Here is a 24,405-nt window from a genome sequence, read left to right on the forward strand (position 1 = left end):
GACTGACCCGGTGGGGCCAGAATCTCCGCAAACATATTGGGTGCGCCGACTGGTGTTGTTGGTTGCTGTGGTCGTCGTCGTGGCGTTGGTAATTGCCGGAATTGCCAAGCTGGTAGGGGGGACGAAAGAGGCGGCTGCTCCGGAGGCCTCGTCGTTCACACCGGACCCGTCGTGGACGGACACTGCGTGGGGGTCGGCGACTCCCTCAGCAAGTTCATCCGCAGTAAGCCCAAGTAGGTCTGGGCGCCGGACGGAATCCCCATCTCCATCGGCTTCGACACCGTCAACGTCGTCAGCGGTGTGTGAAGGCTCACAGCTATCGGTGAAGGTAACCGGAGATACCAAGAAGCCCAGTGTGGGCCGCACTGAAACGTTAACCGTGCGGGTCAGTAGCTCGACTGATTGCCGCTGGAACACCCAGAAGGTGAAGCAGACGCTCACTGTCACGTCTGGCTCAGATCGGATCTGGTCGACCGATGATTGCAGTTCCTGGGGGCCCAAGGGGGTGCACGAGATCAAGCCTAAGAATCCTTGGACCTACGAGGTTTCGTGGCCGACAAAGCGTTCTACGGGCAAGTGCAAATTGTCCAAGGAATCCCTGGGGGCGGGGTATTATGTCGCCACTGTCAATCTCGGTGGTGGCCCCAGCGATCGCTTCGTTATGCAGATGGGCGCCTGAACCCCGACGACACACATGTCGATGCGTGTGCGGATCTAATGCAGGTGATGGGTGCGATGATCCCCCTCGAAAATGGATTCCAACCCTTGACGAATCTCACGGGCTCGTCTGAGGCCGACCCCCTTAATATCGCCGAGCTCGGAGGTGGATGCCGATACCAGGCTTTGCAGGTCGCTGAAGTGGTTGATGACCCGCTGGATTGTGCGTGACGACAGATCCGTCATCAATGCCAACTGTCGATGACCGCGTGCCCGGATAGGGGAGTCCAGCGGGTGCTCAGCCGGGCCGAGGTGGATAGCATCGGCCACCTTGGTTACGTCAAGCAGATCCGCCCAGGACAGTTTCTGCAGCCCGGACAGGGAAAACTCGCCAGGAGCGACGGAATCGGGACGATAATCCTCGGTGAGCAACCGCCCAAGGTCCTCCACGCCTAGGGACAGTTCGTTGCGCTGCAACTGGACGAGGCGTCCCTCCACCCCCAGAGCAGAGACATATCCACGAACCTCAACGTCGATACGACGCCACATTTCGAACCGCTGAGCGACAGCAGCGACGTCACGCACCTGGACTTGGTCGCGAATTTCCAGGGTGGTGAGGTTCCCAGCCTCCTCGACTAGACGCCTGCGGTAGCTTGCCAGGGTGTCGAGGGCCTGATTAGCCCGAGCGAGCAACTGCTCAGGCCTCTCGATCAGATACCGCCGACCGTTAAGGAACAGCGACATCACCGACATTGACGCCGACACGACCACCACTGGCGCACCCGTTTGCTGGGAGAGCCGATCTGCAGTGCGGTGACGGGTCCCTGTCTCCATCGTGGGCAGGCTACCGTCGGGAACGAAATGGACCGCAGCTGCCTTGATGCGCTCGTGATCGCTCGAGACAACTAGCCCGCCGTCCATCTTGGACAGCTCGCGCAGGGCCTGCGGGGTGAGCCGGACGTCGAGGGGGAATCCGCCAGAACAAACCTCATTGATCTCTGGCCCATCACCGAGCACGATGAGACTGCCAGTGCCTCCATTGACGATGCGATCTAGTCCTTCCCTGATGGGCGTGCCAGGGGCCAAGAGGGCCATCAGATGGCGTACCCGATCCGTCTGCAACTCCCGGGAGGTCTCGAGATCGGGCTGAGCGTCGGTCATAGGTCGACTCTAGTTCGCTGCGCCGAGGTTCTCACTTCGGATGTCCTTACTATCCCGATCTGTTTTCCGCTGTCGGCGCAGATTGAGCACTAAAAGAGCCTCGGCCACACTCCCGACCTCAATGACGTGCAACTCGTGCATCATCGGGATCTTGGTATGTGCTTCCCGAGAGTTACGTGGCACCACAGCCAGGTCGAGCCCTAACCGTGCCGCCTCGCCCACGCGTCGTTCCAATCCCGGAACACGGCGCAAATCCCCAGCTAGACCGACTTCTCCGAGAGCAACGACTCGGGTCGGGAAATTGGTATCAAGGACTGCGGAGGCTACCGCGACCGCGATCGCTAAGTCAGCCGACGGGTCGGAGACTCGGGCGCCACCCACTGTCGAGACGTAGACGTCTCGATTGCTCAACGGCAGACCCGTCTTACGCTCCAGCACGGCCAGAATCATGGCCACACGGCCACCCTCGACACCATGGGTGGTGCGGCGCGGGTACTTTTCGGAAGCTGACGGAGCTACTAGAGCCTGCACTTCCGAGAGTAGGGGACGGCGGCCCTCCATCGTTACCGTCACGCAGGTACCTGGCTGGGGATCGGCGTTGTCTGACGTGAACAGACCCGACGGGTCAGGGACCTCCATAATCCCGGCGTCGGTCATCTCGAAGCAGCCCACCTCGTCGGCCGGGCCATAGCGGTTCTTCGTGGCACGGACCATACGAAATCCAGAATGGCGATCACCTTCGAAATTGAGGACGACGTCGACGAGGTGCTCCATGGTGCGCGGGCCAGCGATCGAACCCTCTTTAGTGACATGGCCGACGATGATGACCGCCATCCCACGTCTCTTTGCTACTCGCACCAGGGCCCCGGTGACCTCCCTCACTTGGGAGACGCCGCCGGGGGAACCGTCAGCCTGGCTGGTGCCAACCGTTTGCACCGAGTCCAGCACCATGAGGGAGGGCTCGGTTTGCTCAATATGTCCGAGCACTGTGCCTAAATCCGTCTCGGAAGCTAGGTAGAGCTCATCAGCCAGCGCCTTCGTGCGACCAGCCCGCAGCCTCACCTGGGCGGTCGACTCCTCCCCGGTGACGTAAAGGGTGCGCCTGCCCGCTTTAGCCCACTTAGCTGCGACGTTTAGCAACAGGGTCGACTTTCCGACTCCTGGCTCTCCGGCGAGCAGGGCCACGGCCCCAGGTACGAGCCCACCGCCCAGTACTCGGTCGAGTTCACTGATCCCGGTGAGATGACGATTAGCGGCTTGCTCGCTGACTTCACCGATGGGCACAGCCTTTGAGGTGGGCGTCGATGAGGTGACCTCAGCGAGTTTCGGTGCCCCCTTCTCAACTACCGAACCCCAGGTCTGACACCCGCCACATCGGCCAACCCATTTGGTCGTCGCCCAGCCGCACTCGGTGCACACCCACGTCGGAGCCTGCGTCTTCCTCGCCATGACTCATACCATGCCAGCAAGAGCCGACAGGTTCGGCGATGACGGTGTTCCGCGTTCTGCTTCGGTCAGCTCACCGATGGGTTATGCGGATACCACATGGCGTTTTGTGCTGCCTGGACGACGTTGGCTGCTCTTCTGGTAACGGTCCCCTCCTCGAGGGCAGCCTCCACGACTGCCACTGCGACGCCTGCCGAGGAAGCACGTAGGTTTTCTACCGTCGGTAGCAGGGATGACTCAACCGGACGCGGGTCGACCTTAAAGGCCACAGCATCGGCGGCGCAGAGCATGTGGGCGCTCACACGTTGTGAGCCCCTGAGACGATACCCCAGACCCCAGGCCCGGGTAGAGGAGGCCATTATTGCCCTGCCCATTACTTGTAACAGATGCCGTCATAGCCGAAAGGCTTGACCGGAATTCCGACGAAAACTAGATTTTCCCCACTACTGCGCGATGACGTCGGCAGGCATCGCCTCGATCTCCTCGGTCGGATCCGATAACGGCAGGATGATGGGGCGCCCGACTTCCCGACACATCTCCTCGACGACCTGCTGGGTAAATGCTGTCTCCCGATTCCTGATCAGGTTGACCATGGGCTCAGGTATCCGTGCCACGACTACCTCCCGGTGGTGACTTCTTTTCTTACACCACCGGGACCTGCCAGTGCTGTGACGTCAGACGCGAACTCGCCCGCGCGAGGGGGTGTCGAAGGTCACAGCATCGATTCCGGGATGACCGTTCGGGCTGGTGAAATCAAAGGTGATTCCCTCAACCTCGTCAGGGATCGTCTCTCCTAGCCAATCCTCTACGCGCTGACGCGATCCGGATATCTCGACCGAAGCCAAGGTGACGTTACCGCTCAGGCTGGAAGGCAACAATTCGGCCGGGGAAGTCCACTTGATGAAAAAAGGCAACTGCGGATCTGCCATCAGGCCCTTAATCCCGATTTGACGCCACTCGAGGTGGCGACCGTCGGGGAAGGTGCGCTTGCCCGGGACCGACTGGCGCTCTAGGCGCTTTTCGTAAGGGGCGAGGTCATCGACGGAGACGGCCCACCCCATCCATCCGCCGCCTTGCTCTTGGCGTGCACGCACTGCCTGCCCGAAGACAGCTTTCTCTGCGGCCGGGTGGTCAAGGACCTCCACAATCTCGATGTAACGCGGACCAGCCAGTGGCAGGATGCGATTGCGGGTACCAAAGCTGGGATGGACTCCGCCGTTGATAAAGGAGGTCCCCAAGACCTCGCCGAGGCGGGCGGCGTCCTCATCGAGACCTGCGGGGCCAGCGGCGAACATGAGATGGTCGACGTGCATGACAATATTGTCCCCTTTATGTTTCCCACGATGAAATCGGCCCCCCAGTTGGCCGTCATAATGCGGGATAACCATGGTTCTTCGTGACACGGCGGCGGCGTATCCGGCGCCCCGGTTACGGCGTTGGCGTAGGCACGGTAGGTTGAGCATGTGCCTGACTGTTTCGGACTTTCTGAAACCACGACCACGTCTGCTTCAGTCGCTCCCCGTGTGACGTTGTCGACGACCTCGGTCTATCCCGAGTCGACCGCCGACGCCTTCGCCCGCGCTAGGGCCATCGGTTATGACGGGGTCGAGTTAATGGTCGGTATTGATCCAATCGCCGCAGACGTTGACCGGATCGTCGATCTCTCGGCCGAATATGGCGTCAAAGTGTGGTCGATTCATGCTCCATGTCTGCTCGTCACGCCGAATGTGTGGGGAAGCGACCCGTGGGGCAAATTGGATAAAGCCGCCGAAGCTGCCGGACGGCTCGGCTCCAAGCTCATTGTCGTCCACCCTCCCTTCCGCTGGCAGCGCGATTATGCCGGTAGATTCGAGGAAGGTATTGCCGAGCTCAACGAGAAGCACGCCCCGCTCGTCTTTGCCGTGGAAAACATGTATCCGTGGCGCACTCCAGCTGGTCGCTTTGCTGCCTATTCGCCGGGGTTCGATCCCACTAACCTCAATTACGACCATCTGGTCTTGGATCTCTCTCACGCTGCAACCGCTCAGATGGATTCCCGCACCCTGGTTGCCCGGTGGGGTTCGCGATTGCGTCACATCCACCTGACGGACGGCTCCGGCACCTTTAAAGACGAGCATCTTCTGCCCGGGCAGGGAAACCAGCATGCCTGGGAGGTTGCCGAGCGCGCAGTGGCGGGTGGATTTAACGGGGACATTGTGCTGGAGGTCAACACCCGTAAGCTCTCTGGTGAGGGTGTAGGACAAGACGCTCGTTTCGAAGCATTGTCTGAAGCTCTGATGCAGACCAGGATGGCGGTTGATCGTGGCATCTTTGCTCGCCGCTCTGGCCAGGTGCGGGAAGGGGCTCGGCAGTGACCGAGAGTCGTCATGATTTCCGTGGTGGAGCTCTGCTGGCATGGGGCCGACGTCTTGCGATGCAATTGGCGATGGACCCCACGATCGCTCACAAAGTGTCTCAGTCTCGGCTCGCTCGCGAGATTGCCGCGACGTACGTGGCGGGAGAGGACGTCGGACCGGCGATCGATAACGCTGCTGATCAGGTACTTAAAGGCCTAGACGTCAGCCTGCACCCCCTTGGCCCCGACCCGGTGGACCTTGCCCAGGCCCGGCGAGCGATGGTCAGGCTGTGCGGGGTTATTGAGAGACTCGGCGCTAACCCAGCCTTTGATGGCCACGCCGAGGTGTCGATCAGCTTGGCGGCTCTGGGGCTGAGGGTCAATGACGATCTGGCTCGGGACCACGCCCGACAAGTTTGCCAGGTTGCCCGCGACAACCACGTTGCTGTGACTGTTGACGACGAAGGTCCCGACATCCACGATCGCTCGCATCGCATTGTGATGGGCCTGCTTGACGAATACGAAGACACCGGCATCGTCATCCAGGCTGCACGTCACGATTCCCTCATGCAGGTTCGAGAACTAGCTGCCCCAGGACGCCGCATCAGGCTATGCAAAGGCTCGTATACCGGCCCTCGCTCGGTCACGTTAATCCGTCCGCACGACGTCGACTTGAGGATGGCGGCCTGTCTGCGCGCCCTCATGACTGGTCCTTCGACGGTGATGTTAGCCAGCCATGATCCCGTCTTTGTGGCGCTCGGTGAGCAACTCATGGCGAGTTTGGGCCGTCAACTAGAGTTCCAGATGCTGCAAGGGATTCGCCCCCTAGAGCAGCGGAGACTGGTGGACATCGGCCATCGAGTGAGGGTGTATCTGCCCTATGGCCACGACTGGTATCGGTACTGCACTCGACGAATCGTCGAAAGGCCGGGCAATATTTGGCTGTTTGGGCGATCGCTGGTGGAGAGGCGTTGACGATGTGGAATAGCACGAGCACCATCGATCCTCGCCCGCGCCTGCTCTGGGAGACGATAGCCCTGTTGGCCGTCAGTCTGGGGCAATCAGCGTGGTACTCAATTCTGCGGATGATCGAGCGCCTCACTCGGGGTGTGCCGATGAATCAGCAAACCTCCACACTCAACTCCACGGTGACTCCAGGGCGACCGTGGCTCGATTTGGTGTACCAACTGTCTGACATCATTTTTGGGGTCGCGCCAGCGCTGCTCGCGGTCCTCCTGCTAGCTCAGGTCAAGCCACCACAACAGGGCGTCCGTCGCGCTCTAGGGCTGGAGGCGCCGGGGTGGGGACGTGACGTCGGAGCTGGGGCGGTGCTGGCCGCCGTTATCGGTATACCCGGGCTTGGTTTCTACTGGACGGCTCGTGCTCTTGGCTTTAACACCACTGTTCAGGCCGCTGGGTTGCAGCATGTCTGGTGGACCGCCCCGGTTCTTATTGGGCTGGCTGGTATGAATGCAGTCCTCGAGGAAACCGTCATGGTCGGTTACCTCTTCGCGAGATGGCGTCAGATCGGATGGTCGATGACGACGGTTATCGTTGCCTCGGCCATCATTCGCGGCACCTATCACCTTTACCAAGGCTGGGGCGGTTTCATCGGCAACATCGTCATGGGCCTGTTCCTGGGCTGGGTTTTCTCTCGTCGGCGTCGACTTTTACCCCTCATCGTGGCGCACGCTTTCCTCGACATCGTTTCCTTCCTGGGATACTCTTACCTGGCTGGCCGTGTGAGCTGGTTATAAAACGATTCGGACGCTCACCAAAACCTGTCGGACTCTGCCCCCTATCATGGGTATCATGAAGCTTGGAGTCTTCGGAGCCACTGGCCAGGTCGGTCGGGTGATGCGCACCCTACTGGCAGAGCGTCATTTTCCCGCCGACGAGGTGAGGTTCTTCGCCTCTGCCCGTTCGGCGGGCCAGAAATTGTCCTGGAATGGCGGCGCGGGTGACAGCGAAGTCGTCGTTGAAGACACCGCGACGGCTGACTTCGCTGGGCTCGATATTGCGATCTTTTCTGCCGGTGGCGGCACCTCCCGCGAGTTTGCCCCCCAAGTCGCCGCTGCCGGGGCTGTCGTCATTGATAACTCCTCGGCTTGGCGACGCGATCCTGACGTTCCGTTGGTTGTCAGCGAAGTCAATCCCGAAGACGTCGCTAAGCGCCCCAAGGGGATCATCGCTAACCCCAACTGCACGACGATGGCCGCGATGCCGGTACTTAAGCCACTGCATAACGCTGCTGGTTTGACCCGCCTTGTCGTCGCTACCTACCAGGCCGTTTCGGGGTCGGGGGTGGCCGGGGTGCGAGCTCTTACCGACCAAACCACTGCCATTAACGATCCCGCAGGCCTTGCGCTGAACGGTCGTGGTGTGCCGGTGACGGACTGTGGCCCTTACGTCGCGCCGATTGCATTCAACGCTCTTCCGGTGGCGGGTAACTTCGTTGACGATGGCAGTGGCGAGACTGACGAAGAACAGAAACTTCGCAACGAGTCTCGCAAGATCCTTCACATTCCGGATCTGCTGGTTGCGGGGACCTGCGTGCGGGTGCCGGTGTATAGCGGTCATGGGCTTGCCGTCCACGCTGAGTTCCGGGAGGACCTCAGCCCGGAGAAGGCCACTGAGCTCTTGAGACAGGCACCTGGAGTCGAGGTCGTCGACGTCCCTGACCCCCGGTCGGCAGCCGGAATTGATCCATCCTTGGTTGGGCGTATCCGTGCGGACCAGTCCGCACCGGTTGGCAAAGGTCTGGTCTTCTTCTGCGCTGCGGACAACTTGCGCAAGGGTGCAGCCCTCAATGCGGTGCAACTCGCTGAGCTGGTGGCTGCCGAGTGAGTGGGAAGATCGCCGTCCTGGGCTGCGGAACGATGGCTGGGGCGCTCGTTGGGGGGCTCATCGACGCTGGAACGGTGAAGGCCGAGGACGTCGTGGCAACAGCGCGATCAGCGTCCCATCGTGATGAGATCACCAAGACTTTGGGTGTGACTACGAGTGGTGACAACACGGCGGCTGCGCGTGACGCCGACCTCGTCATCCTCGGCGTCAAGCCTTATGCGGCCGTTGAAGTACTCGGAAAGGTCTCGGGTGTTCTGAAAGCCGATGCGACCGTTGTTTCCATCGCTGCCGGCGTCACGACTGAGAAGTTGCTCAGGGCATGGCAGGGAGAGGTCGTCCGTGTCATGCCAAACACCCCAGTTCAGGTGGGCAAAGGGGCGTTCATCGTGAGCCCTGCCCCCGGCGCCGAAAAAGCAGCCACGAAGGTGGGTGACCTGCTCGAATCCGTGGGAGTCGTCGTCACCGTGCCCGAGAAACTGCATGACGCCGCCACAGCCGTCTCGGGATCTGGGCCGGCGTACGTCTTCCTAGTGGCCGAGGCCATGATTGACGCCGCCGTTGCGATGGGTTTGCCGCGTAACCAAGCCAGCCAACTCACCGTGGCGACCTTGGCCGGTTCAGCTGAACTGTTGACAAAAGGCGAGCACCCCGCAGTCCTGCGATCCACGGTGACGAGCCCGGGTGGCACCACGGCGGCTGCCCTGGCCGCATTGGAGGCTGGAGGTCTGCGCTCCACTTTCGCCACTGCGATGACGGCATGCCGAGACCGCGCAGCTGACCTGTCTTGACGCGTCGGCGCGGTCATTTTGGCTCCAGTGGCTGATACAGCGTAAAGTACCCCTTTGTCCGCCTTGTCGGTGGGCCAAGAACTTCACACCTGCCCGGGTGTATCAAGCGTCCAGTTCCAACGAAAGAGGTTGACCGTGGGATCCGTGATCAAAAAGCGTCGCAAGCGCATGGCGAAGAAGAAGCACCGCAAGCTACTCAAGAAGACGCGCATCCAGCGTCGTCGCGCCGGCAAGTGACGCTTCGGGCGGTTGTGGCATGTGGCGGCATCGACATGGCATGGCTGCCGCCCGCAGCGGTGAATCACGGCCCCTCGACCCGCCGGTCGAGGGGCGCGTCGTTATTGTCACCCGCCAAGGCTGTCATTTGTGCGATGAGGCCATCAGCCTTGTTGCACATATGAGACAGGATCACCGCAACCTCGTGCCCGAACCGACGATCGTTGACGTCGATACCAATGAGGATCTTCGCTCCCGCTGGGGCGACCATGTCCCGGTCACGTTCGTTGACGGCACCCTTATTGCCTATTGGACCCTTGACGCTGACACCTTCCTGTCAGCTTTGAATGATGGCCCCTCGCCCCCGATGGTGCTGCCCTGATAACCAGGACGTTCAGTGGACGGGCAGGCTTGCACCTTTGCCCACGGACCAGCACTATTGACCTCGATGCCCAATGCCGGAGCACACCGTCTGGCACGACGGCAGACACCGGAAGGACTCCAGATGACTGACGAGGCTCACCAGTCGACGATGCAGCCGGCCGGTGATCTGGGCACTGCATCGGCTCAGGCCAGGGTGCAGTTTGTGGGTACCGGTCCAGGAGATCCGAATCTGTTAACCCTCGGGGCTGTCGATGCCATCAATCGCGCCCAGGTCATCGTCATTTCGTGCGCGCAGCACCGCTTGCTGCTTGGTAGTGATTTCCTAGAGCTTCGCCCTGACGTCAGAATCGTGTCGGCTGACGGTGCTGATGAAGAAGCCACCGACCTGCCTAGCCAGCCGGGGACTGGCACTCCGACTCCCGTCGACGTAGACGAGCACTGTGTTGACGTCACGGCCACCGTTATTGATGCGGCCTCCCAAGGCCTTGAGGTCGTTCGTCTCGTTTCTGGGGATCCTTTCCTTGACGGCGATATTGGTGCGGAGGCTGCCGCTGTGGCTCGCGCTGATCACGACGTCGACGTTGTTCCTGGCGTCACTGGTATGACAGCCGTTCCGGAATACGCTGGGTTGGCCTTACATGGCCATGACGTCCAGCTCATTGGGGACGCGGCATGTCAGCGCGATGTTGATGGGCACGGTTCGGACTGGTCAGATCAGGGGCTCATCGTCGTCAATACCGCGGTGGGCAAGCTTAAAGACGTCGTCAAGCACGCGGTTGAATCTGGACGCAGTAAGGATGAGCCGGCAGCCCTCATCTGCCATGGCGCGACGACCCAGCAGACCACCCATACTGTCACCCTCGGCGAGTTGCCGCAGACCGCCAAGACAGCGCGGCTGGACAATGCTGAGCCGGTTCACATTGCCATCGGCAAGGTGGTCGAAGCCCCCGAACGTGAGCAACTCGATTGGTACGAATCCAAGCCGTTATTTGGCTGGAATATCCTCATCCCGCGCACCCGTGACCATTCCGCAACCCTGCCCTCGCGGCTACAGAGTTACGGTGCCCACTCCCTCGATGTTCCGACGATTTCGATGGAGCCTCCGCGTACGCCGCAGCAGATGGATAAGGCGATTCGCGGTCTTGTTGAGGGACGCTACGAGTGGGTCGTCTTTACCTCTGCCAACGCCGTACACGCCGTGTCGGAGAAGCTCGAGCAGATCGGTCTGGACGCTCGCGCATACTCAGGCTTGCGGATCGCCGCGATCTTCGACTCGACTATCAACGCTTTGGCTGAGTGGGGTGTTCGGCCCGATCTCGTGCCAGCGGGGGAGCAGTCCACCCGGGCACTGGCTGCGGTATTCCCAGCCTTCGACGAGGCTCTCGACCCCATTAACCGGGTTTTTGTGCCGCGTGCCGATATTGCCACTGAGTCCCTGTCAGCCGACCTATCTGAGTTGGGCTGGGAGGTCGAAGATGTTGTCGGGTATCGCACCGTGCGTGCCGCCCCGCCACCAGCTGAAACCCGTGAAGCCATTAAGACCGGCAAATTCGATGCTGTCGTGTTTACCTCATCGACGACTGTGCGCAACCTTGTCGGTATTGCTGGAAAGCCACACAAGCACACCGTGGTCGCCGCCATTGGCATGCGCACTGCCGAAACCTGTCGTGAACATGGCTTGACCGTTGACGTCATCGCCCCCGAGCCGACCGCTTTGGGCTTGGCTGATGCCCTGGCAGATTTCGCTGCGAAGCGTCGTGACGAGATGGTCGCCAAGGGACTGTCGGTGGTTCGGCCTTCCCAGCGCAAGCGTCGAGGCCGTCATCCGTCACGCTAACACAGACCCATGACGTAGGGTCATGGACAGGGCGGGGTTTGCCGTCCGTGAGGTATCGGAAGGGGAGACGATGGGCGCCACGACGACTGTCCACCTGCTGCGCCACGGTGAAGTCGATAACCCGACCGGGGTTCTGTACGGCTGTATGCCCGGGTACCACCTATCTGCGCTGGGGCGGCGCATGGCTGCCCGCGCTGCTGAGCACTTCGCCGATGTCGAGCTGTCGGCCCTGGTGAGTTCCCCATTGGAGCGCGCTAAGGAGACGATCGCCCCGATTGCCGCGCTGCATCCTGAACTTGAAGTCCGCATTGATTCTGACGTCGTCGAAGCGGCTAATGTCTTCGAGGGCCAGGTTTTTGGCAAGGGCAACAAGGCCTTGCGTAACCCTCGTAACTGGCGCTATTTATCGGATCCCTTTACTCCCAGCTGGGGGGAGCCTTACGTCGAGATCGCTGAGCGGATGACCCGGGCTATCATGCGGGCAGCAGAAGGGGTTCCCGCGGGAGGTCAGGCTCTCATCGTTTCCCACCAGCTGCCGATTTGGATTGCGCGCTGCGCAGCCGAAGGACGACGCCTTCCCCACGATCCGCGTTCCCGCAAGTGCACCTTGGCTTCGGTCACGAGTTTTGGGGTGCTAGACGGTCGTATCGTCCGTGTCGACTATTGCGAACCGGCACATGATCTTATCCCGGCGAAGGACCGCAGGGCCAATATCTCTGCAGGTGGTGCACCGGAGTGACGACTCGGCTTATCGCCATTCTTGCTGCGGCGACCCTCATGGCGACGGGTGTTTCGGCATGCTCGTCAACCTCGACCAGTGACGACAAGGGATTCACGGTAGGAGATGGATCCTGGTCGAAACTTCCAGCCGATAAGCGGGAGCCTGCCGCAGTTCTCACCGGGGCCGATCTGAACGGTACGAAGATCAGCACTGCTGACGCCAAGGGTAAGGTCATCGTCCTCAATGTGTGGGGGTCCTGGTGTGCGCCATGCCGTCATGAAGCTCCTGCCTTGATGAAAGCGGCTGATCACACCAAGAACGTTGCAGCCTTTTACGGGATTAACACGCGCGATCTTGACCCCGGACCGCCCCAGGCTTTCTCTCGAGCTTTCCACATCTCCTATCCGAGCTTTTACGACCCCGATGGGGCAATGCTGCTCAAGTTCACCGAGTTGCCTCCCCAAGCGATTCCGTCCACCCTCGTCATCGATCGCAAGGGCCGCTCGGCCGCCCGATTTGTGGGAGAGGTGAGCACCGCCACCCTCGTCCAGGCGATTAATGATGTTGCCAAGGAGAGTCAGTGACGCCGCTCGACCTGGGATCCTGGGCAGCTGAGGCGCTAACTGGATCGATGGCCGGGGCGATCCCGGTGGCAGTATTTGCCGGTCTGCTGTCCTTCTTTTCCCCATGTGTCTTGCCTCTCATTCCCGGCTATCTCAGCTATGTGACGGGTCTGGGAGCCGCGGACGTCATTGAGGGACGTCGTCGGGCACGCACTGTGGTGGGCACAGTTCTTTTCGTAGTGGGTTTTACCGTCGTCTTCGTCGCTACCGGGACGATTATTGGCACCCTCGGCGAGGTACTCATGGGTCACCGTCGCGCCATTGAGTCCGTTGTTGGAGCCCTGACAGTCGTACTCGGGGCGATGTTTGCTGGGCTTGTTCCGCTGGGCCGACGTGAACTGCGGATTCATCGTCTGCCCCGGGCAGGGTTGGCTGCCGCACCGATTCTGGGAGTTGCCTTTGGCTTGGGCTGGACTCCGTGCATCGGACCGGCCCTGTCGGTGGTCTATGGGCTGTCCTTGACCCAAGGATCAGCGCCCCGAGGCGCAGTGCTGGCTACCTGCTATTCGTTGGGTTTGGGGATTCCTTTTATTGCGGTGGCTGCCGCTTTGACGTGGATGGCTCGCACAATTGACGCGGTACGGACCTATCAACATGGTGTGCAGCGCTTCGGAGGGATTCTCTTAATGGCAATCGGCGTGCTGCTGGTCACCGGGTGGTGGGAGTCGATTATGACGATGCTGCGGACCTGGGCAGCTAAGTTCGGGGCGGTGATCTGATGGGTGATTCCGTGACAGATCCGACAGTGATGAAAGCTGGCAGAGGCAACGGGCTGGGCTTCCGTCCGTTCATGCGTTGGTTGTGGGGCCAGTTGACGAGCATGAGGACAGCCCTCGTTCTGCTCTTCCTGCTCGCACTGGCGGCCATCCCGGGCTCGGTCGTGCCGCAGAGTGCTAATAGTGCGATCAAGGTTTCTGACTTTGCCGCCAACCATCCGACTCTGGATCGCATTTGTCGGTTGCTGGGGATGTACCACGTCTACACCTCGGTGTGGTTTTCGGCGATCTACTTGCTGTTGTTCATTAGCCTTATTGGCTGCATTATCCCGCGCATTATCAGCCACGCGAAGGTCCTGCGTCGTCAACCTCCCCGTGTCCCGGCCAGGTTGGACCGGCTGGCAGCCTACGCCTCGACGACCACCTCCGTTTCCGCGGCGGAGGTCAGTAGGCGTGCTCAGCAGTGGCTGAGATCCCACCGGTATCGATTCGTTGTTGACGACGTTGGTTCCGTTCGCGCCGAGGCCGGACGCCATCGTGAGACGGGCAACCTGGTATTCCATGTCTTCCTGGTCTTCTTGCTGGTCGGCGTCGGTTGGAACACCTTGTGGGGGTTTAAGGGAACTTCCGTCGTTGTGGAGGGGCAGGGTTTTTCCAACAATGTCACCCAGTACGACGAATTTAAGGCTGGGGCGATGGTCGATACCGATAACCTCACCCCATTCTCCGTGAAGCTGCGCAAGTTCGTGGCCTCTTTCGAAACTGGCAAAGTGCAACGCGGCGCTGCCCGCACCTTTGACGCCACCGTCGACCTCACCGTTGATGGCAAGACGCAAACCCGAGATTTGCAGGTCAACCACCCACTGCGGATCGGATCGACAAAGGTACACCTGCTTGGTCACGGCTACGCCGCAGATGTCATTGTCCGCGACGGCGAGGGCAAGGTGGCCTATTCCGGACCGGTTGTCTTCCTACCGCAGGACGGCAACTTCAAATCCGTCGGTGTCATCAAGGCTCCCGACGCTCGTCCGGATCGTCTGGCCTTTCAGGGATTCTTTTTGCCGACCGGCGCGATCACGGCCGATGGTCCAACGTCCCTCTTTCCAGACACCCTCAACCCGCAGCTGTATTTGACCGCCTGGTATGGCAAACCGGCCTTGGAGACGGGGGTACCGTCAAACATTTACACCCTCGACACCACCGAAATGACCCAGGCGACGAACGGTAAGGAGAAGGCCCGTTTCGTGCTATCTCCAGGCCAGGGCTACAAGCTGCCCGACGGCAAGGGATCGATCCAGTTCAATGGCTGGCAGAGGTGGATCAAGATCCAGGTGTCTCAGACCCCCGGGCTCCCGTTAACTTTCCTGTCGGTGCTGCTGTCCGTGGTTGGGCTGTGTATGAGCTTGTTTTCACGGTCCCGGAGGGTGTGGGTGAGGACTATCCATGGGGACGATGGCCTGAGGGTAGAGATTGGTGGCTTGGACCGCAGTGATTCCCGATCCGGGGCAGTGGACGACGTAAACTCTCTGCTGGCTGCGGTATGCGGGGATAGCATGTCTGGCAATATCGAGGAGGACCAGTCGTGAGCGTGGAGAATCTGTCTGCCGTTGGTATCGTGACCGCGGCGGTGCTATATATGCTTGCTTTCCTCGTTCATGTCGTGGAATGGGCTAGTGTGCGGGGGGCCGGGACCCCCAGTCACGAGGCTCGTCTGCGCTCAGAAACCTGGGGCCGCATGGGGCTTAACCTCACCGTGCTGGGCGCTGTTTGCGCGGCCATCGGTGTCGTCTGCCGCGGCATTGCTGCCCACCGGTTGCCCTGGGGCAACATGTACGAGTTCGTCACTTCTGCGCTGCTCTTCGTCGTCATCGCCTATTTTGTGCTCGTCGCCGTCCACCACGTTAGATGGATGGGTATCGCCGTCACGCTGCTGTTGGCAGTTGGAAACGGGCTGGCAGCTACGGTCTTCTACGTGGCCGTGGCGCCGCTCGTGCCGGCTCTGCACTCGGTGTGGTTCGTTATTCACATCATCGCCGCTTGTATCGCTGCAGCTGCTCTTAATGTTGGGGCTATCGCCTCAATCATGTACCTCATCGCCATGAATGCGCAGGCGAAGGCCCAACGGACCGGAATCCCCGTCAAGGGATTGCTGGCAAAACTGCCTTCGCTGGAGTCCATGGACATTCTGGCATACCGCGCTCACGCCATCGGTTTCCCGATCTGGACATTCACGATCGCTGCCGGCTCTGTGTGGGCTGACTACGCTTGGGGACGCTTCTGGGGATGGGATCCCAAAGAGACTTGGTCTTTGGTGACCTGGGTCGTTTACGCGGCTTACCTCCACGCTCGGTCTACCGCCGGATGGCGCGGTCGCCCGGCCGCCATGATCGCGATCACCGGTGTGGCATGTTTCTGGTTCAATTTCGTCGGCGTCAACCTGATCTTCAATGGTCTGCACTCGTATGCCGGCATCTGACATGACCTTTTCCGACTCCCGCGACGAGTGGCTTCCACAGCTCTACCAAGAGCGGTGGGACGCTTTCGTGCGGTTGGCATTCTTGCTACTGGCAGACCAGCACGCGGCTGAGGACGCGGTGATTGCAGCTTTCGCCACGAGTTACTTGCGGAACCCAAAGTTGCATTCCTATGAGCATGCCGTGTCGTATCTGCGTACTGCTGTCGTCAACAAGGTGAGGGGACGTCAGCCGGTTGAGAGGGATGCCACTCCACCCGAAGCTCCTGAAGACCTGGCCTACTGGTGCCTAAGGGTTTTGCCAGCTCGTCAACGCGAGGTGCTCGTTCTTAAGTTGGCTACGCCGGATCTCTCTGACGACGACATCGCTGAGACCCTCGGCATGAGCGTTAACGCAGTGCGCAACAACGAAACTAAGGGCCTTGTTGCCATTGGTGAGAGCCTGCGTCCAGGATCGCACACGAATCCGGGCCAGGCTGATCCCAGAGTCGAAGCGGTCGTGCGTTCTGCGTTAGAGACCCTCGCAGAGTCGATCCACCCGGTATCGCGGTATGACGCGATCATGTCCCAGATCGCACGCCGTCCTCATCGAGGCAGGCCTGCTACCTGGGCGATGGTGCTTGCCTGTGGGCTAGCCTTCCTAGTCGGCATATTTTTGCCCTTGCTAGGGTCGGGGCATGGTTCGACGGTAGGGGATCCGGAGACTTCACCGTCTACCCAAACTCCAGAGTCCAATAGCCAGTCACTGTCGACTCTACAGACTGACCTCGACGTGTTTTACCTAGGCCGCGATGACGGCCTCATTCACCGTGAGTTGCGTGACCTTCCTACCTCTGGCGACCGGCTAGGAACGGCTGTCGGTGCCGTCCTTAATGTCGCGCCCCTAGATCCGAATTACACCTCAGGTTGGGCAGCTGGTCAGGTGAATCGGGCTTCGGTGAAAGGCAACCGGATCACCCTCGACCTCTCCGCTTCAGCCTTTAGCCAGTTCAAGAACGGCGAACAGGTACAGCGCGCTATCCAGCAACTCGTCGTCACGGCTACGGCTGCTGTCGGAGACCGTACCGGCGATAAAACAGTGCACATCCTCGTTGACGGCTCTCCCAATTTGCCTATTATTGGCAAGCCCGCGGCGGACTTCGTCGACGAAGGATTTGCTCGATGCGCCCGGGTGTGGGTGGACTCGCCTCAAGCCGGCGCCGACGTGTCGGCTGGCACAATCACCATCAGCGGTGTCGCGCAGCCGACGGTATCTGTTATGACCTATGAAGTAAAGTCTCCCCAGGGTAGCCGGATGATCACGAGCGGGCAGATCAATCTGTCAGCTAGCGACGGTGACAAATGGAGGCCGTGGCGCGCCAACTTCACCATTCCGAAGGGCGAGTATGACCTCGTCATCCGGGAGGGAACCCACGTCGCTGAGGAGAAGGTCATTACGGCCAAGTAGACCAGCGCTCTTAGACCTGGAGATACTTTTCGGCTTGGGCCATTACCAGACGCGTCGGTAGATGCGGCGTCAGCCGTGCGACGGTGCGGTTGACAAACCCGTCAACGGCGTAGGGGCGATGATGGGCCAGGGCATTGAAGGCGGTACGGACGACGTCGTCTGGGTCGCGTCGAGTACCCGCCCCCATACGCGGTACTCCCGCGACGTCGAAAAACCCGGTCTCAGTGGGGCCAGGGCAGATCGCGGTGGTGCGCACCCCGGTGCCGTTGGTCTCAGCCCACAGGGCGCGGGTGAAGGACAGCACAAAGGACTTCGATGCCGCGTAAGTGGCGAATTGCGGAATGGGCTGGAAAGCCGCAGTCGAGGCGACATTGATAATTGATCCCTGCTTGGCTGCGATCATGCCAGGCAGCAGCAATCCGCATAGGTGGACGACCGCTTCGCAGTTGACCTCCACCTGGGATGTCTGACGCACCGGGTCGGTCTCGGAAATCCGGCCAGCAGCACCGAACCCGGCATTGTTGATGAGGGTGTCGATGACGATCCCGCGCCCCGCGATGTCGTCGATAAGGGCTAGCCGCTGCGATGCTGAGGAGATGTCACAGGGATGGACAATGGTTTGGATTCCGTACCGGGTGGTGAGCCGGCCGGTGAGGTCGTTGAGGACGTCATGCCGTCGTCCCGTCAAAATGAGGTTAACTGCGCAGCTGGCCAGGTAGCGGCTGAATGCCTGCCCTAGACCACCACTGGCCCCGCTTACCAGTGCCCACGGGCGTTCGTCGCGAGTCGCATCACTATTCATGTCCCAAGTGTTCCACAGGGTTCTCAACGCTCTCGCAGGAACATCTGATATGCGGGTGAGTCAGAGACGTCAGACCACGGATAACCGATGTTATCGAGGTGAGCAGGCAGGTCGGGATCATCGGCTGCACCTTCAAACCCTGCGAGTACCCGACCGGTATCGATTGCGAAAGAGCGGTAGTGAAACAACGAGATGTTCCAGCGCGCGCCCAAGGTAGTGAGGAAGTGGGTGAGGGCACCCGGTGACTCGGGGAAGACGAAAGAGACAACCTTCTCACCGACAGATCGTGACGGGTGTCCGCCAATCATATAGCGCACATGGGTTTTAGCGGCCTCGTCGTCTGACAAGTCGACGAGCCGGAGACCCGCTCTGCGCAGGATATCGACGATTTCGGAGCGTTCATCACGGTGCGCCAACTGCACACCGACGAAGATTGCGGCGGAGGTGTCATCAGCCAGCCGGTAATTGAACTCGGTGACCATGCGACCACCTAACAGGTGGCAGAAGTCCAGGAAGGCCCCCGGGCGTTCGTCGATGATGACCCCGAACATCCCCTCGCGGCATCCACCGATCTCGGCACGTTCTGCGATGTGACGCAGGGATCCGAAGTTGAGATTGGCGCCGCTGAGCACGGTGGCGAGCTTCTCGCCGTGGATGTCATGAGCGCGGGCGTACTTTTTGAGCCCAGCCAGTGCAACAGCTCCGGCGGGCTCAGCGACCGCACGGACGTCGTCAAACAGATCCTTGACGGCGGCGCTGATCTCGTCAGAGTCGACGGTGACGACGTCGTCGAGGTGATCCTTGAGCAGCCGGAAGGTCTCGGCACCGATCCGAGCCACGGCCACACCCTCCGCGAACAGTGAAACCTGGTCCAGGGTGACCGGCTTCCCGGCCGCTATAGCGGCCACCAAACATGCCGACTCAACTGGCTCGACTCCGATGATCTTGACCTGAGGCATGAGCTGCTTGACGAGAACGGCGATCCCGGCGGCCAAGCCTCCTCCGCCAACCGGCACGAAAACCCGGTTAATGTCGGCGGCGTCTTGGATGAGTTCCAGTCCGATCGTTCCCTGGCCAGCGATAACAAGTGGATCGTCGAAGGGGGCGACATAGGTCAGTCCATCATGTTCGGCTAGTTCGAGGGCGTGGGCCTTAGCCTCGTCGAAGGAGTCCCCGGCCAGCACTACCTCACCGCCGAGCTGGCGCACCGCGTCGACCTTAATTGACGGGGTGGGGCGCGGCATGACAATCCGCGCTTTGACGCCCAATCGGGAACCCGACAAGGCGACTCCCTGGGCATGATTGCCGGCAGAGGCCGTCACCACCCCGGCACGACGCTCCTGCTCGGTGAGGTTGCGCATCCGGTTATATGCCCCGCGGATCTTGAAAGAATGAACCGGTTGACGGTCCTCCCTCTTGACAAGCACGGTGTTGTCGAGTCGCTTTGACACGTTCGGCATGGGCTCCAGCGGGGTCTTCTCTGCCACCTCATATACGGGGGCACGCAGCACGGCGTGCAGATACTCTTGGTCACTCATGGACGGTCCCCTCAATCAAGCTATTGGGCGGACTTGAGACAGGTCGCGCACCCCGCCACGATCGGCAGAGGAGGCGAGCATCCCATAGACGCGCAGCGCGGTAGACACGTGACGCGGACGTGGAGCATGGGGAGTCCACGCGTCGAGCTCTCGGGCTTCTTCTTCCTCGTGACGGCGAGCCAATTCGGAGTCGTCGACGTCGAGACTGATCGTGCGGTTGGGAATGTCGATGCTGATGATGTCGCCATCGCGAGCCAGCCCGATGAGGCCACCGGAGGCCGCCTCGGGGGAGACGTGACCGATGGATAGTCCCGATGTGCCCCCGGAAAAACGACCGTCAGTGAGCACAGCGCACGCCTTTCCCAGGTGCATCGACTTGAGGTAGCTGGTCGGGTACAGCATCTCCTGCATGCCAGGGCCGCCCTTGGGACCCTCGTGGCGGATGATGACGACGTCGCCGGCTTTGACCTTCTTGCCGAGAATCCCAGTGACAGCGTCGTCCTGAGATTCGTAGACGACGGCTGGCCCGGAGAAGGTGAGGTTGGACTCGTCGACTCCCGCAGTCTTGACGATGCAGCCGCGTTCAGCGATATTGCCGAACAGCACCGCTAGGCCGCCGTCAGCGGAGTAGGCGTGGTCGACGTCACGGATGCAGCCGTTGGCGCGGTCGGTGTCGAGGCTCTTCCAGCGCGAGGACTGGGAAAACATCTCGGTAGTGCGCACCCCGCCCGGGGCAGCCGAGTAGAGGGTACGGACCTCCTCATCTGGGTCGGACATCACGTCGTGGTGGGCAATTTCGACGCCCATAGTGGTGGGTATGCCGTTGGGTGACCACACCGTCGAGGCGGTGGTGTCGATGAGGCCGCCACGGTCCAGCTCAGCGAGGATACCGATCACACCACCGGCGCGGTGGACGTCCTCGATGTGGAAGACGTTGGTCGACGGGGCCACCTTGCACAGGTGTGGAACCCTACCAGACAGGGAGTCGATGTCGGCCATGGTGAAGTCGACCCCGCCCTCCTGGGCAGCGGCTAGCAGGTGAAGGACAGTATTCGTCGAGCCTCCCATCGCGATGTCCAGGCTCATGGCGTTATGGAAGGCAGCCTTGGTGGCGATAGATCGGGGCAGTACAGAAGCATTGTCCTCGTCATACCAGCACTTGGCCAGGGAAACGACTGTGCACCCGGCGGTCTTGAAGAGACGGCGGCGATCAGAATGGGTGGCCAGTAGGGACCCATTACCGGGTAGAGAGAGCCCGAGGGCCTCGGTCAGGCAGTTCATTGAGTTGGCGGTGAACATGCCTGAACAGGACCCGCAGGTAGGGCAAGCGTTGGCCTCCATGAGCTCGACGTCGGCGTTAGCTGCGGTTTCGTCACCGGCGGTGATCATGGCGTCAATAAGGTCGAGCTTGCGCTCCCCGTCGGACAGTGTCGCCTTTCCGGCCTCCATAGGGCCACCGGAGACGAAAACGGTCGGAATGTTGAGGCGCATCGCAGCCATGAGCATACCTGGGGTGATCTTGTCGCAATTGGAGATGCAGACGAGGGCGTCAGCACAGTGGGCGTTAACCATATACTCCACCGAGTCGGCGATGAGCTCGCGGCTGGGTAGGGAATAGAGCATGCCGTCGTGACCCATGGCGATGCCGTCGTCGACGGCGATGGTGTTGAACTCCTTGGGTACGCCGCCGGCTGCGCGCACCTGCTCGGCGACGATTTTTCCGACGTCGCGTAGCCCAACATGGCCGGGGACGAACTGGGTGAAGGAGTTCGCGATTGCCACGATAGGACGGCCAAACTCGTCGTCTCGCGTGCCGGTGGCGCGCCACAGGGCTCGGGCTCCAGCCATGGCGCGTCCGGTGGTGCTGGTGGCAGATCTCAGCGTGGGCATAGTGTTCCCCCTCGACGACGGCATAAACATGACGACGCCCTCCGTCCGAAGGTGGAAGGAGGGCGCGCGGTTGAAATCCGGTGCGGGGTTAAGCCGCGCGCCGGGTAATAAAAATCCAACCGTTCATCATGGTTCGACGCTAGCAGCGTTTAGAAATATGGAACACTGGTCCGTATCCCGAGACGCACAGATATCGGAATAGGCCGTCAGGGATGTAGGTGGGCCATGAAGGGCATGATCGGGGTGAGTAGTTCGGTGCTCATCCAGGCCATGCCAAAGGCCATCGCGAAGTCGGCGAGTCCCGAGAGCCGAATCGCCAGCGGTTCGGTAGCGACGACATGGCAGGCAGGCACCTTGCTCGGGCTTTCCGCACGGCCACTGATAGCACGCCGTAGCCCGGCGATGGCCATGGCCAGCAGGGCTACCATGAGCGGAGCACCGGCGACGGCGTAATCGTGCATGGCGGCATTTATGATCGTCTGCATGCCGTGGCCTACGCTGTGCATGCCACTGTGGTTGTAATTCGTTTGGCTCATACCGGAGTGCTGGGGGGCGGCCATGAGCGAGGACACCTTGCGCATTGCGGCCAGGTGCCAGACCATCGCCGCGAACATCGCGGCATGGCCCCATGACGACCACGAGGATCGCCAGGCGGCCATGAACACCATCCATGCGGTGCATATGGCGAAGATGATGACAGGGGTAGTGGGGCCGCCGATGGCAGAGACAGTGGGTTTCCACCATGACTTCGGCACCATGAGGATCATGGCCACGGCCATGACGACGTGGACCCATGTGGAAATCCGTGTGACAACAGTCGGGGCCTTGATGGCATCCCGTACCGACCACACGAGTGACCATGCAAAGAGGATGAAAAGCCCGACGAAGGTGACGGACGTTGAAGTGAGGGTGAACATTCCGCTCCTGTGACACCGGCTACGGTCTGGCGATCACCCTACATGGCGTTGCCCGCGATTACCGGATCAGCGATTGTGTCCTGCACCGGGTTGACCAGATCCGTACGGGTGGGGATGACAAACTGGGGACATGGAGCATTACGACATCGTCGTCATCGGTTCAGGGTCGGGAAACACGATCCTGGATGAGGACTTCGCAGATCGACGCGCCGCGATCATCGATTCGGGCACTTTTGGGGGCACGTGTCTCAACGTCGGCTGCATACCTACAAAGATGTTCGTGCTCCCAGCAGACCTTGCGACCTCGCCGTCCGAGGCTGCCCGGCTGGGAGTTAACCTGCAATTCCGTGGAGCGTCTTTCGCCTCGATCCGCGACCGGATTTTTGGCCGAATCGACCCCATATCCGAAGCCGGTTTTTCGTATCGTCAGGGTCTAGAGAACATCGACGTCTACAGCGACGAGGCGAAGTTCGTTGATGCATACACCCTCGAGGTGGGGGATAGGCGGATCACTGCTGACCAGATTGTCCTGGCGGTCGGATCGCGTCCGCGAGTGCCTGATGTACCTGGTATCGACGACCCCAGTAGGGCTGGGTCGATTCACACCTCCGACACCATTATGAGGTTAGCGGAGCTGCCGCAGCGTTTAGTGATCCTTGGTGGCGGGTTCATCGCGGCGGAATTTGCCCACATCTTCTCTGGGCTCGGATCCCAGGTGACTGTCATCAACCGCTCTGGTCGAATGTTGCGCCACGAGGATCGCGAGATCTCGCAGCGTTTTACTGAACAAATTGGACGCCGCGTGCGGCTGCGAATGTCGGAAGGGCTGGTGGGCATCGACCGTGACCCGGGTGGTCACGTGGTGGTGCTGTCTGTCGACGGTGACGGCGTCGACTACGACTACCCGGCAGACGTCGTCCTCAATGCCACCGGTCGGGTTCCCAACGGGGACCGTCTGAACCTGTCAGCGGCTGGTGTCGACGTCGACGACGACGGGTACGTAGTGGTCGATGAACACCAACGCACCAACGTCGAGCACATCTGGGCCCTTGGCGACGTGTGTTCCCATCGGGAACTCAAGCACGTGGCCAATCATGAGGCTCGGGTGGTCCGTCACAACCTCTTGCATCCTGATGATCTGGCCAGTTCCGATCATCGCTTCGTACCGCACGCGGTGTTTTCGAATCCGCAGGTAGCGTCGGTGGGGGCCACGGAACAGGAACTGTTGCAGTCCGACACTCCGTACGCGGCGTATCTTCAGGAATACGCCGATGTTGCCTATGGCTGGGCCATGGAGGACGAGGGGCACTGTGTCAAGCTGTTGGGAGACCCACAGACGAGGATGTTACTGGGGGCGCATATTATCGGGCCTCAAGCGTCCACCCTCATCCAAACTTGTATTCAGGGGATGAGCGCTGGGCAGAAGATCGACGAGATGGCGCGCGGGCAGTACTGGATCCATCCTGCCCTGCCCGAGGTCGTTGAAAACGCCCTGCTGGGGCTGGGCAACGAGATGGACGCCACGAGGTGACGCACACTTGCCACCCACATCCCCGAATGCCCTAGGGGAGCACTCGGGGATACCAGGCGTACCCTCATAAACTCAT

The 24,405-nt window shown here is 60.8% G+C and carries 24 protein-coding genes and 1 pseudogene; 17 read left to right on the forward strand and 8 right to left on the reverse strand.

Features of this window, described 5'->3' with window-relative positions:
* The first annotated feature begins 298 nt into the window (after positions 1-298).
* A complete protein-coding gene (locus F1563_RS06750) occupies positions 299-679 on the forward strand; it encodes a hypothetical protein (RefSeq protein WP_172623642.1) in 381 nt (126 codons plus the stop codon).
* A 35-nt stretch (positions 680-714) separates the two neighbouring features.
* Here the strand turns inward: F1563_RS06750 and disA are convergent, their stop codons facing one another.
* The 4 genes and pseudogenes from disA to F1563_RS06775 all read right to left on the reverse strand — a co-directional run bounded on the left by disA (position 715) and on the right by F1563_RS06775 (position 4,577).
* Positions 715-1,818: a DNA integrity scanning diadenylate cyclase DisA gene (disA, locus tag F1563_RS06755; RefSeq protein ID WP_002529003.1), complete on the reverse strand. Its 1,104-nt coding sequence runs from the start codon at positions 1,816-1,818 to the stop codon at positions 715-717.
* A gap of 9 nt (positions 1,819-1,827) precedes the next feature.
* On the reverse strand, positions 1,828-3,267 hold the full coding sequence (radA, locus tag F1563_RS06760; RefSeq protein ID WP_002529002.1) for a DNA repair protein RadA: 1,440 nt from the start codon (positions 3,265-3,267) through the stop codon (positions 1,828-1,830).
* 65 nt (positions 3,268-3,332) lie between these two features.
* Positions 3,333-3,857 (reverse strand): annotated as a pseudogene (locus tag F1563_RS14180) (malic enzyme-like NAD(P)-binding protein).
* Positions 3,858-3,938: 81 nt separating this feature from the next.
* A complete protein-coding gene (locus F1563_RS06775) occupies positions 3,939-4,577 on the reverse strand; it encodes a VOC family protein (protein WP_036958501.1) in 639 nt (212 codons plus the stop codon).
* 210 nt (positions 4,578-4,787) lie between these two features.
* On the opposite strand from F1563_RS06775, the gene F1563_RS06780 reads away from it, so the two are divergent.
* The 14 genes from F1563_RS06780 (at position 4,788) to F1563_RS06845 (ending at position 17,651) form a co-directional block, all read left to right on the forward strand.
* Positions 4,788-5,618, forward strand: a complete 831-nt coding sequence (locus tag F1563_RS06780) for a sugar phosphate isomerase/epimerase family protein (protein WP_002528998.1) — start codon at positions 4,788-4,790, stop codon at positions 5,616-5,618.
* Positions 5,619-5,677: 59 nt separating this feature from the next.
* Positions 5,678-6,574 (forward strand): proline dehydrogenase family protein, encoded by an 897-nt coding sequence (locus tag F1563_RS06785; protein WP_002528997.1) that lies wholly within the window; start codon positions 5,678-5,680, stop codon positions 6,572-6,574.
* A 2-nt stretch (positions 6,575-6,576) separates the two neighbouring features.
* The gene (locus F1563_RS06790) at positions 6,577-7,356 is read left to right on the forward strand and encodes a CPBP family intramembrane glutamic endopeptidase (protein WP_002528996.1); all 780 of its coding nucleotides are present in this window, start codon (positions 6,577-6,579) and stop codon (positions 7,354-7,356) included.
* 46 nt (positions 7,357-7,402) lie between these two features.
* Complete coding sequence (locus tag F1563_RS06795) at positions 7,403-8,446, forward strand: aspartate-semialdehyde dehydrogenase (RefSeq protein ID WP_002528995.1); 1,044 nt, start codon at positions 7,403-7,405, stop codon at positions 8,444-8,446.
* Positions 8,443-9,234, forward strand: coding sequence for a pyrroline-5-carboxylate reductase (gene proC / locus F1563_RS06800; RefSeq protein WP_002528994.1), 792 nt, complete (start codon positions 8,443-8,445; stop codon positions 9,232-9,234). The genes F1563_RS06795 and proC overlap by 4 nt, the downstream gene beginning before the upstream one ends.
* A gap of 135 nt (positions 9,235-9,369) precedes the next feature.
* Positions 9,370-9,471, forward strand: coding sequence for a 30S ribosomal protein bS22 (locus F1563_RS06805; protein WP_002550589.1), 102 nt, complete (start codon positions 9,370-9,372; stop codon positions 9,469-9,471).
* 40 nt (positions 9,472-9,511) lie between these two features.
* Positions 9,512-9,832 (forward strand): glutaredoxin family protein, encoded by a 321-nt coding sequence (locus tag F1563_RS06810; protein WP_172623612.1) that lies wholly within the window; start codon positions 9,512-9,514, stop codon positions 9,830-9,832.
* A 123-nt stretch (positions 9,833-9,955) separates the two neighbouring features.
* A complete protein-coding gene (locus tag F1563_RS06815) occupies positions 9,956-11,671 on the forward strand; it encodes a bifunctional uroporphyrinogen-III C-methyltransferase/uroporphyrinogen-III synthase (protein ID WP_002546641.1) in 1,716 nt (571 codons plus the stop codon).
* Between the two features lie 22 nt (positions 11,672-11,693).
* Entirely contained in the window at positions 11,694-12,410 is a 717-nt protein-coding gene (locus F1563_RS06820) for a histidine phosphatase family protein (protein WP_002528990.1), read from the forward strand.
* Positions 12,407-12,976, forward strand: coding sequence for a TlpA family protein disulfide reductase (locus F1563_RS06825; RefSeq protein WP_002528989.1), 570 nt, complete (start codon positions 12,407-12,409; stop codon positions 12,974-12,976). The genes F1563_RS06820 and F1563_RS06825 overlap by 4 nt, the downstream gene beginning before the upstream one ends.
* A 47-nt stretch (positions 12,977-13,023) precedes the next feature.
* Positions 13,024-13,734: a cytochrome c biogenesis CcdA family protein gene (locus F1563_RS06830; protein ID WP_002528988.1), complete on the forward strand. Its 711-nt coding sequence runs from the start codon at positions 13,024-13,026 to the stop codon at positions 13,732-13,734.
* Positions 13,734-15,317: a cytochrome c biogenesis protein ResB gene (gene resB, locus F1563_RS06835; RefSeq protein WP_002528987.1), complete on the forward strand. Its 1,584-nt coding sequence runs from the start codon at positions 13,734-13,736 to the stop codon at positions 15,315-15,317. The genes F1563_RS06830 and resB overlap by 1 nt, the downstream gene beginning before the upstream one ends.
* Positions 15,314-16,207, forward strand: coding sequence for a c-type cytochrome biogenesis protein CcsB (ccsB, locus tag F1563_RS06840; protein ID WP_002528986.1), 894 nt, complete (start codon positions 15,314-15,316; stop codon positions 16,205-16,207). Before resB ends, ccsB begins: the two co-directional genes overlap by 4 nt.
* Positions 16,194-17,651, forward strand: coding sequence for a GerMN domain-containing protein (locus F1563_RS06845; protein WP_002546642.1), 1,458 nt, complete (start codon positions 16,194-16,196; stop codon positions 17,649-17,651). The genes ccsB and F1563_RS06845 overlap by 14 nt, the downstream gene beginning before the upstream one ends.
* Before the next feature lie 10 nt (positions 17,652-17,661).
* On the opposite strand, the gene F1563_RS06850 is transcribed toward F1563_RS06845, so the two are convergent.
* The 4 genes from F1563_RS06850 to F1563_RS06860 all read right to left on the reverse strand — a co-directional run bounded on the left by F1563_RS06850 (position 17,662) and on the right by F1563_RS06860 (position 22,648).
* The gene (locus F1563_RS06850; protein ID WP_002528984.1) at positions 17,662-18,453 is read right to left on the reverse strand and encodes an SDR family NAD(P)-dependent oxidoreductase; all 792 of its coding nucleotides are present in this window, start codon (positions 18,451-18,453) and stop codon (positions 17,662-17,664) included.
* A 23-nt stretch (positions 18,454-18,476) separates the two neighbouring features.
* Positions 18,477-19,991: a threonine ammonia-lyase, biosynthetic gene (ilvA, locus tag F1563_RS13830; RefSeq protein WP_002528983.1), complete on the reverse strand. Its 1,515-nt coding sequence runs from the start codon at positions 19,989-19,991 to the stop codon at positions 18,477-18,479.
* Positions 19,992-20,006: 15 nt separating this feature from the next.
* Positions 20,007-21,881, reverse strand: coding sequence for a dihydroxy-acid dehydratase (gene ilvD, locus F1563_RS13835; protein ID WP_069181711.1), 1,875 nt, complete (start codon positions 21,879-21,881; stop codon positions 20,007-20,009).
* A 206-nt stretch (positions 21,882-22,087) separates the two neighbouring features.
* A complete protein-coding gene (locus F1563_RS06860; RefSeq protein WP_308479114.1) occupies positions 22,088-22,648 on the reverse strand; it encodes a DUF5134 domain-containing protein in 561 nt (186 codons plus the stop codon).
* Here F1563_RS06860 and F1563_RS14185 point away from each other — a divergent pair.
* Together F1563_RS14185 and F1563_RS06865 are read left to right on the forward strand one after the other, a co-directional pair.
* Complete coding sequence (locus F1563_RS14185; protein WP_230845079.1) at positions 22,539-22,811, forward strand: hypothetical protein; 273 nt, start codon at positions 22,539-22,541, stop codon at positions 22,809-22,811. The genes F1563_RS06860 and F1563_RS14185 overlap by 110 nt on opposite strands.
* Before the next feature lie 117 nt (positions 22,812-22,928).
* Positions 22,929-24,329 carry a mycothione reductase gene (locus F1563_RS06865; protein ID WP_002528979.1) on the forward strand — a complete coding sequence of 467 codons (1,401 nt, stop codon included), beginning with the start codon at positions 22,929-22,931 and terminating at the stop codon, positions 24,327-24,329.
* Positions 24,330-24,405: the final 76 nt, after the last annotated feature.

Origin of the sequence: Cutibacterium modestum (assembly GCF_008326345.1) — a bacterium.
GTDB lineage: Bacteria > Actinomycetota > Actinomycetes > Propionibacteriales > Propionibacteriaceae > Cutibacterium > Cutibacterium modestum.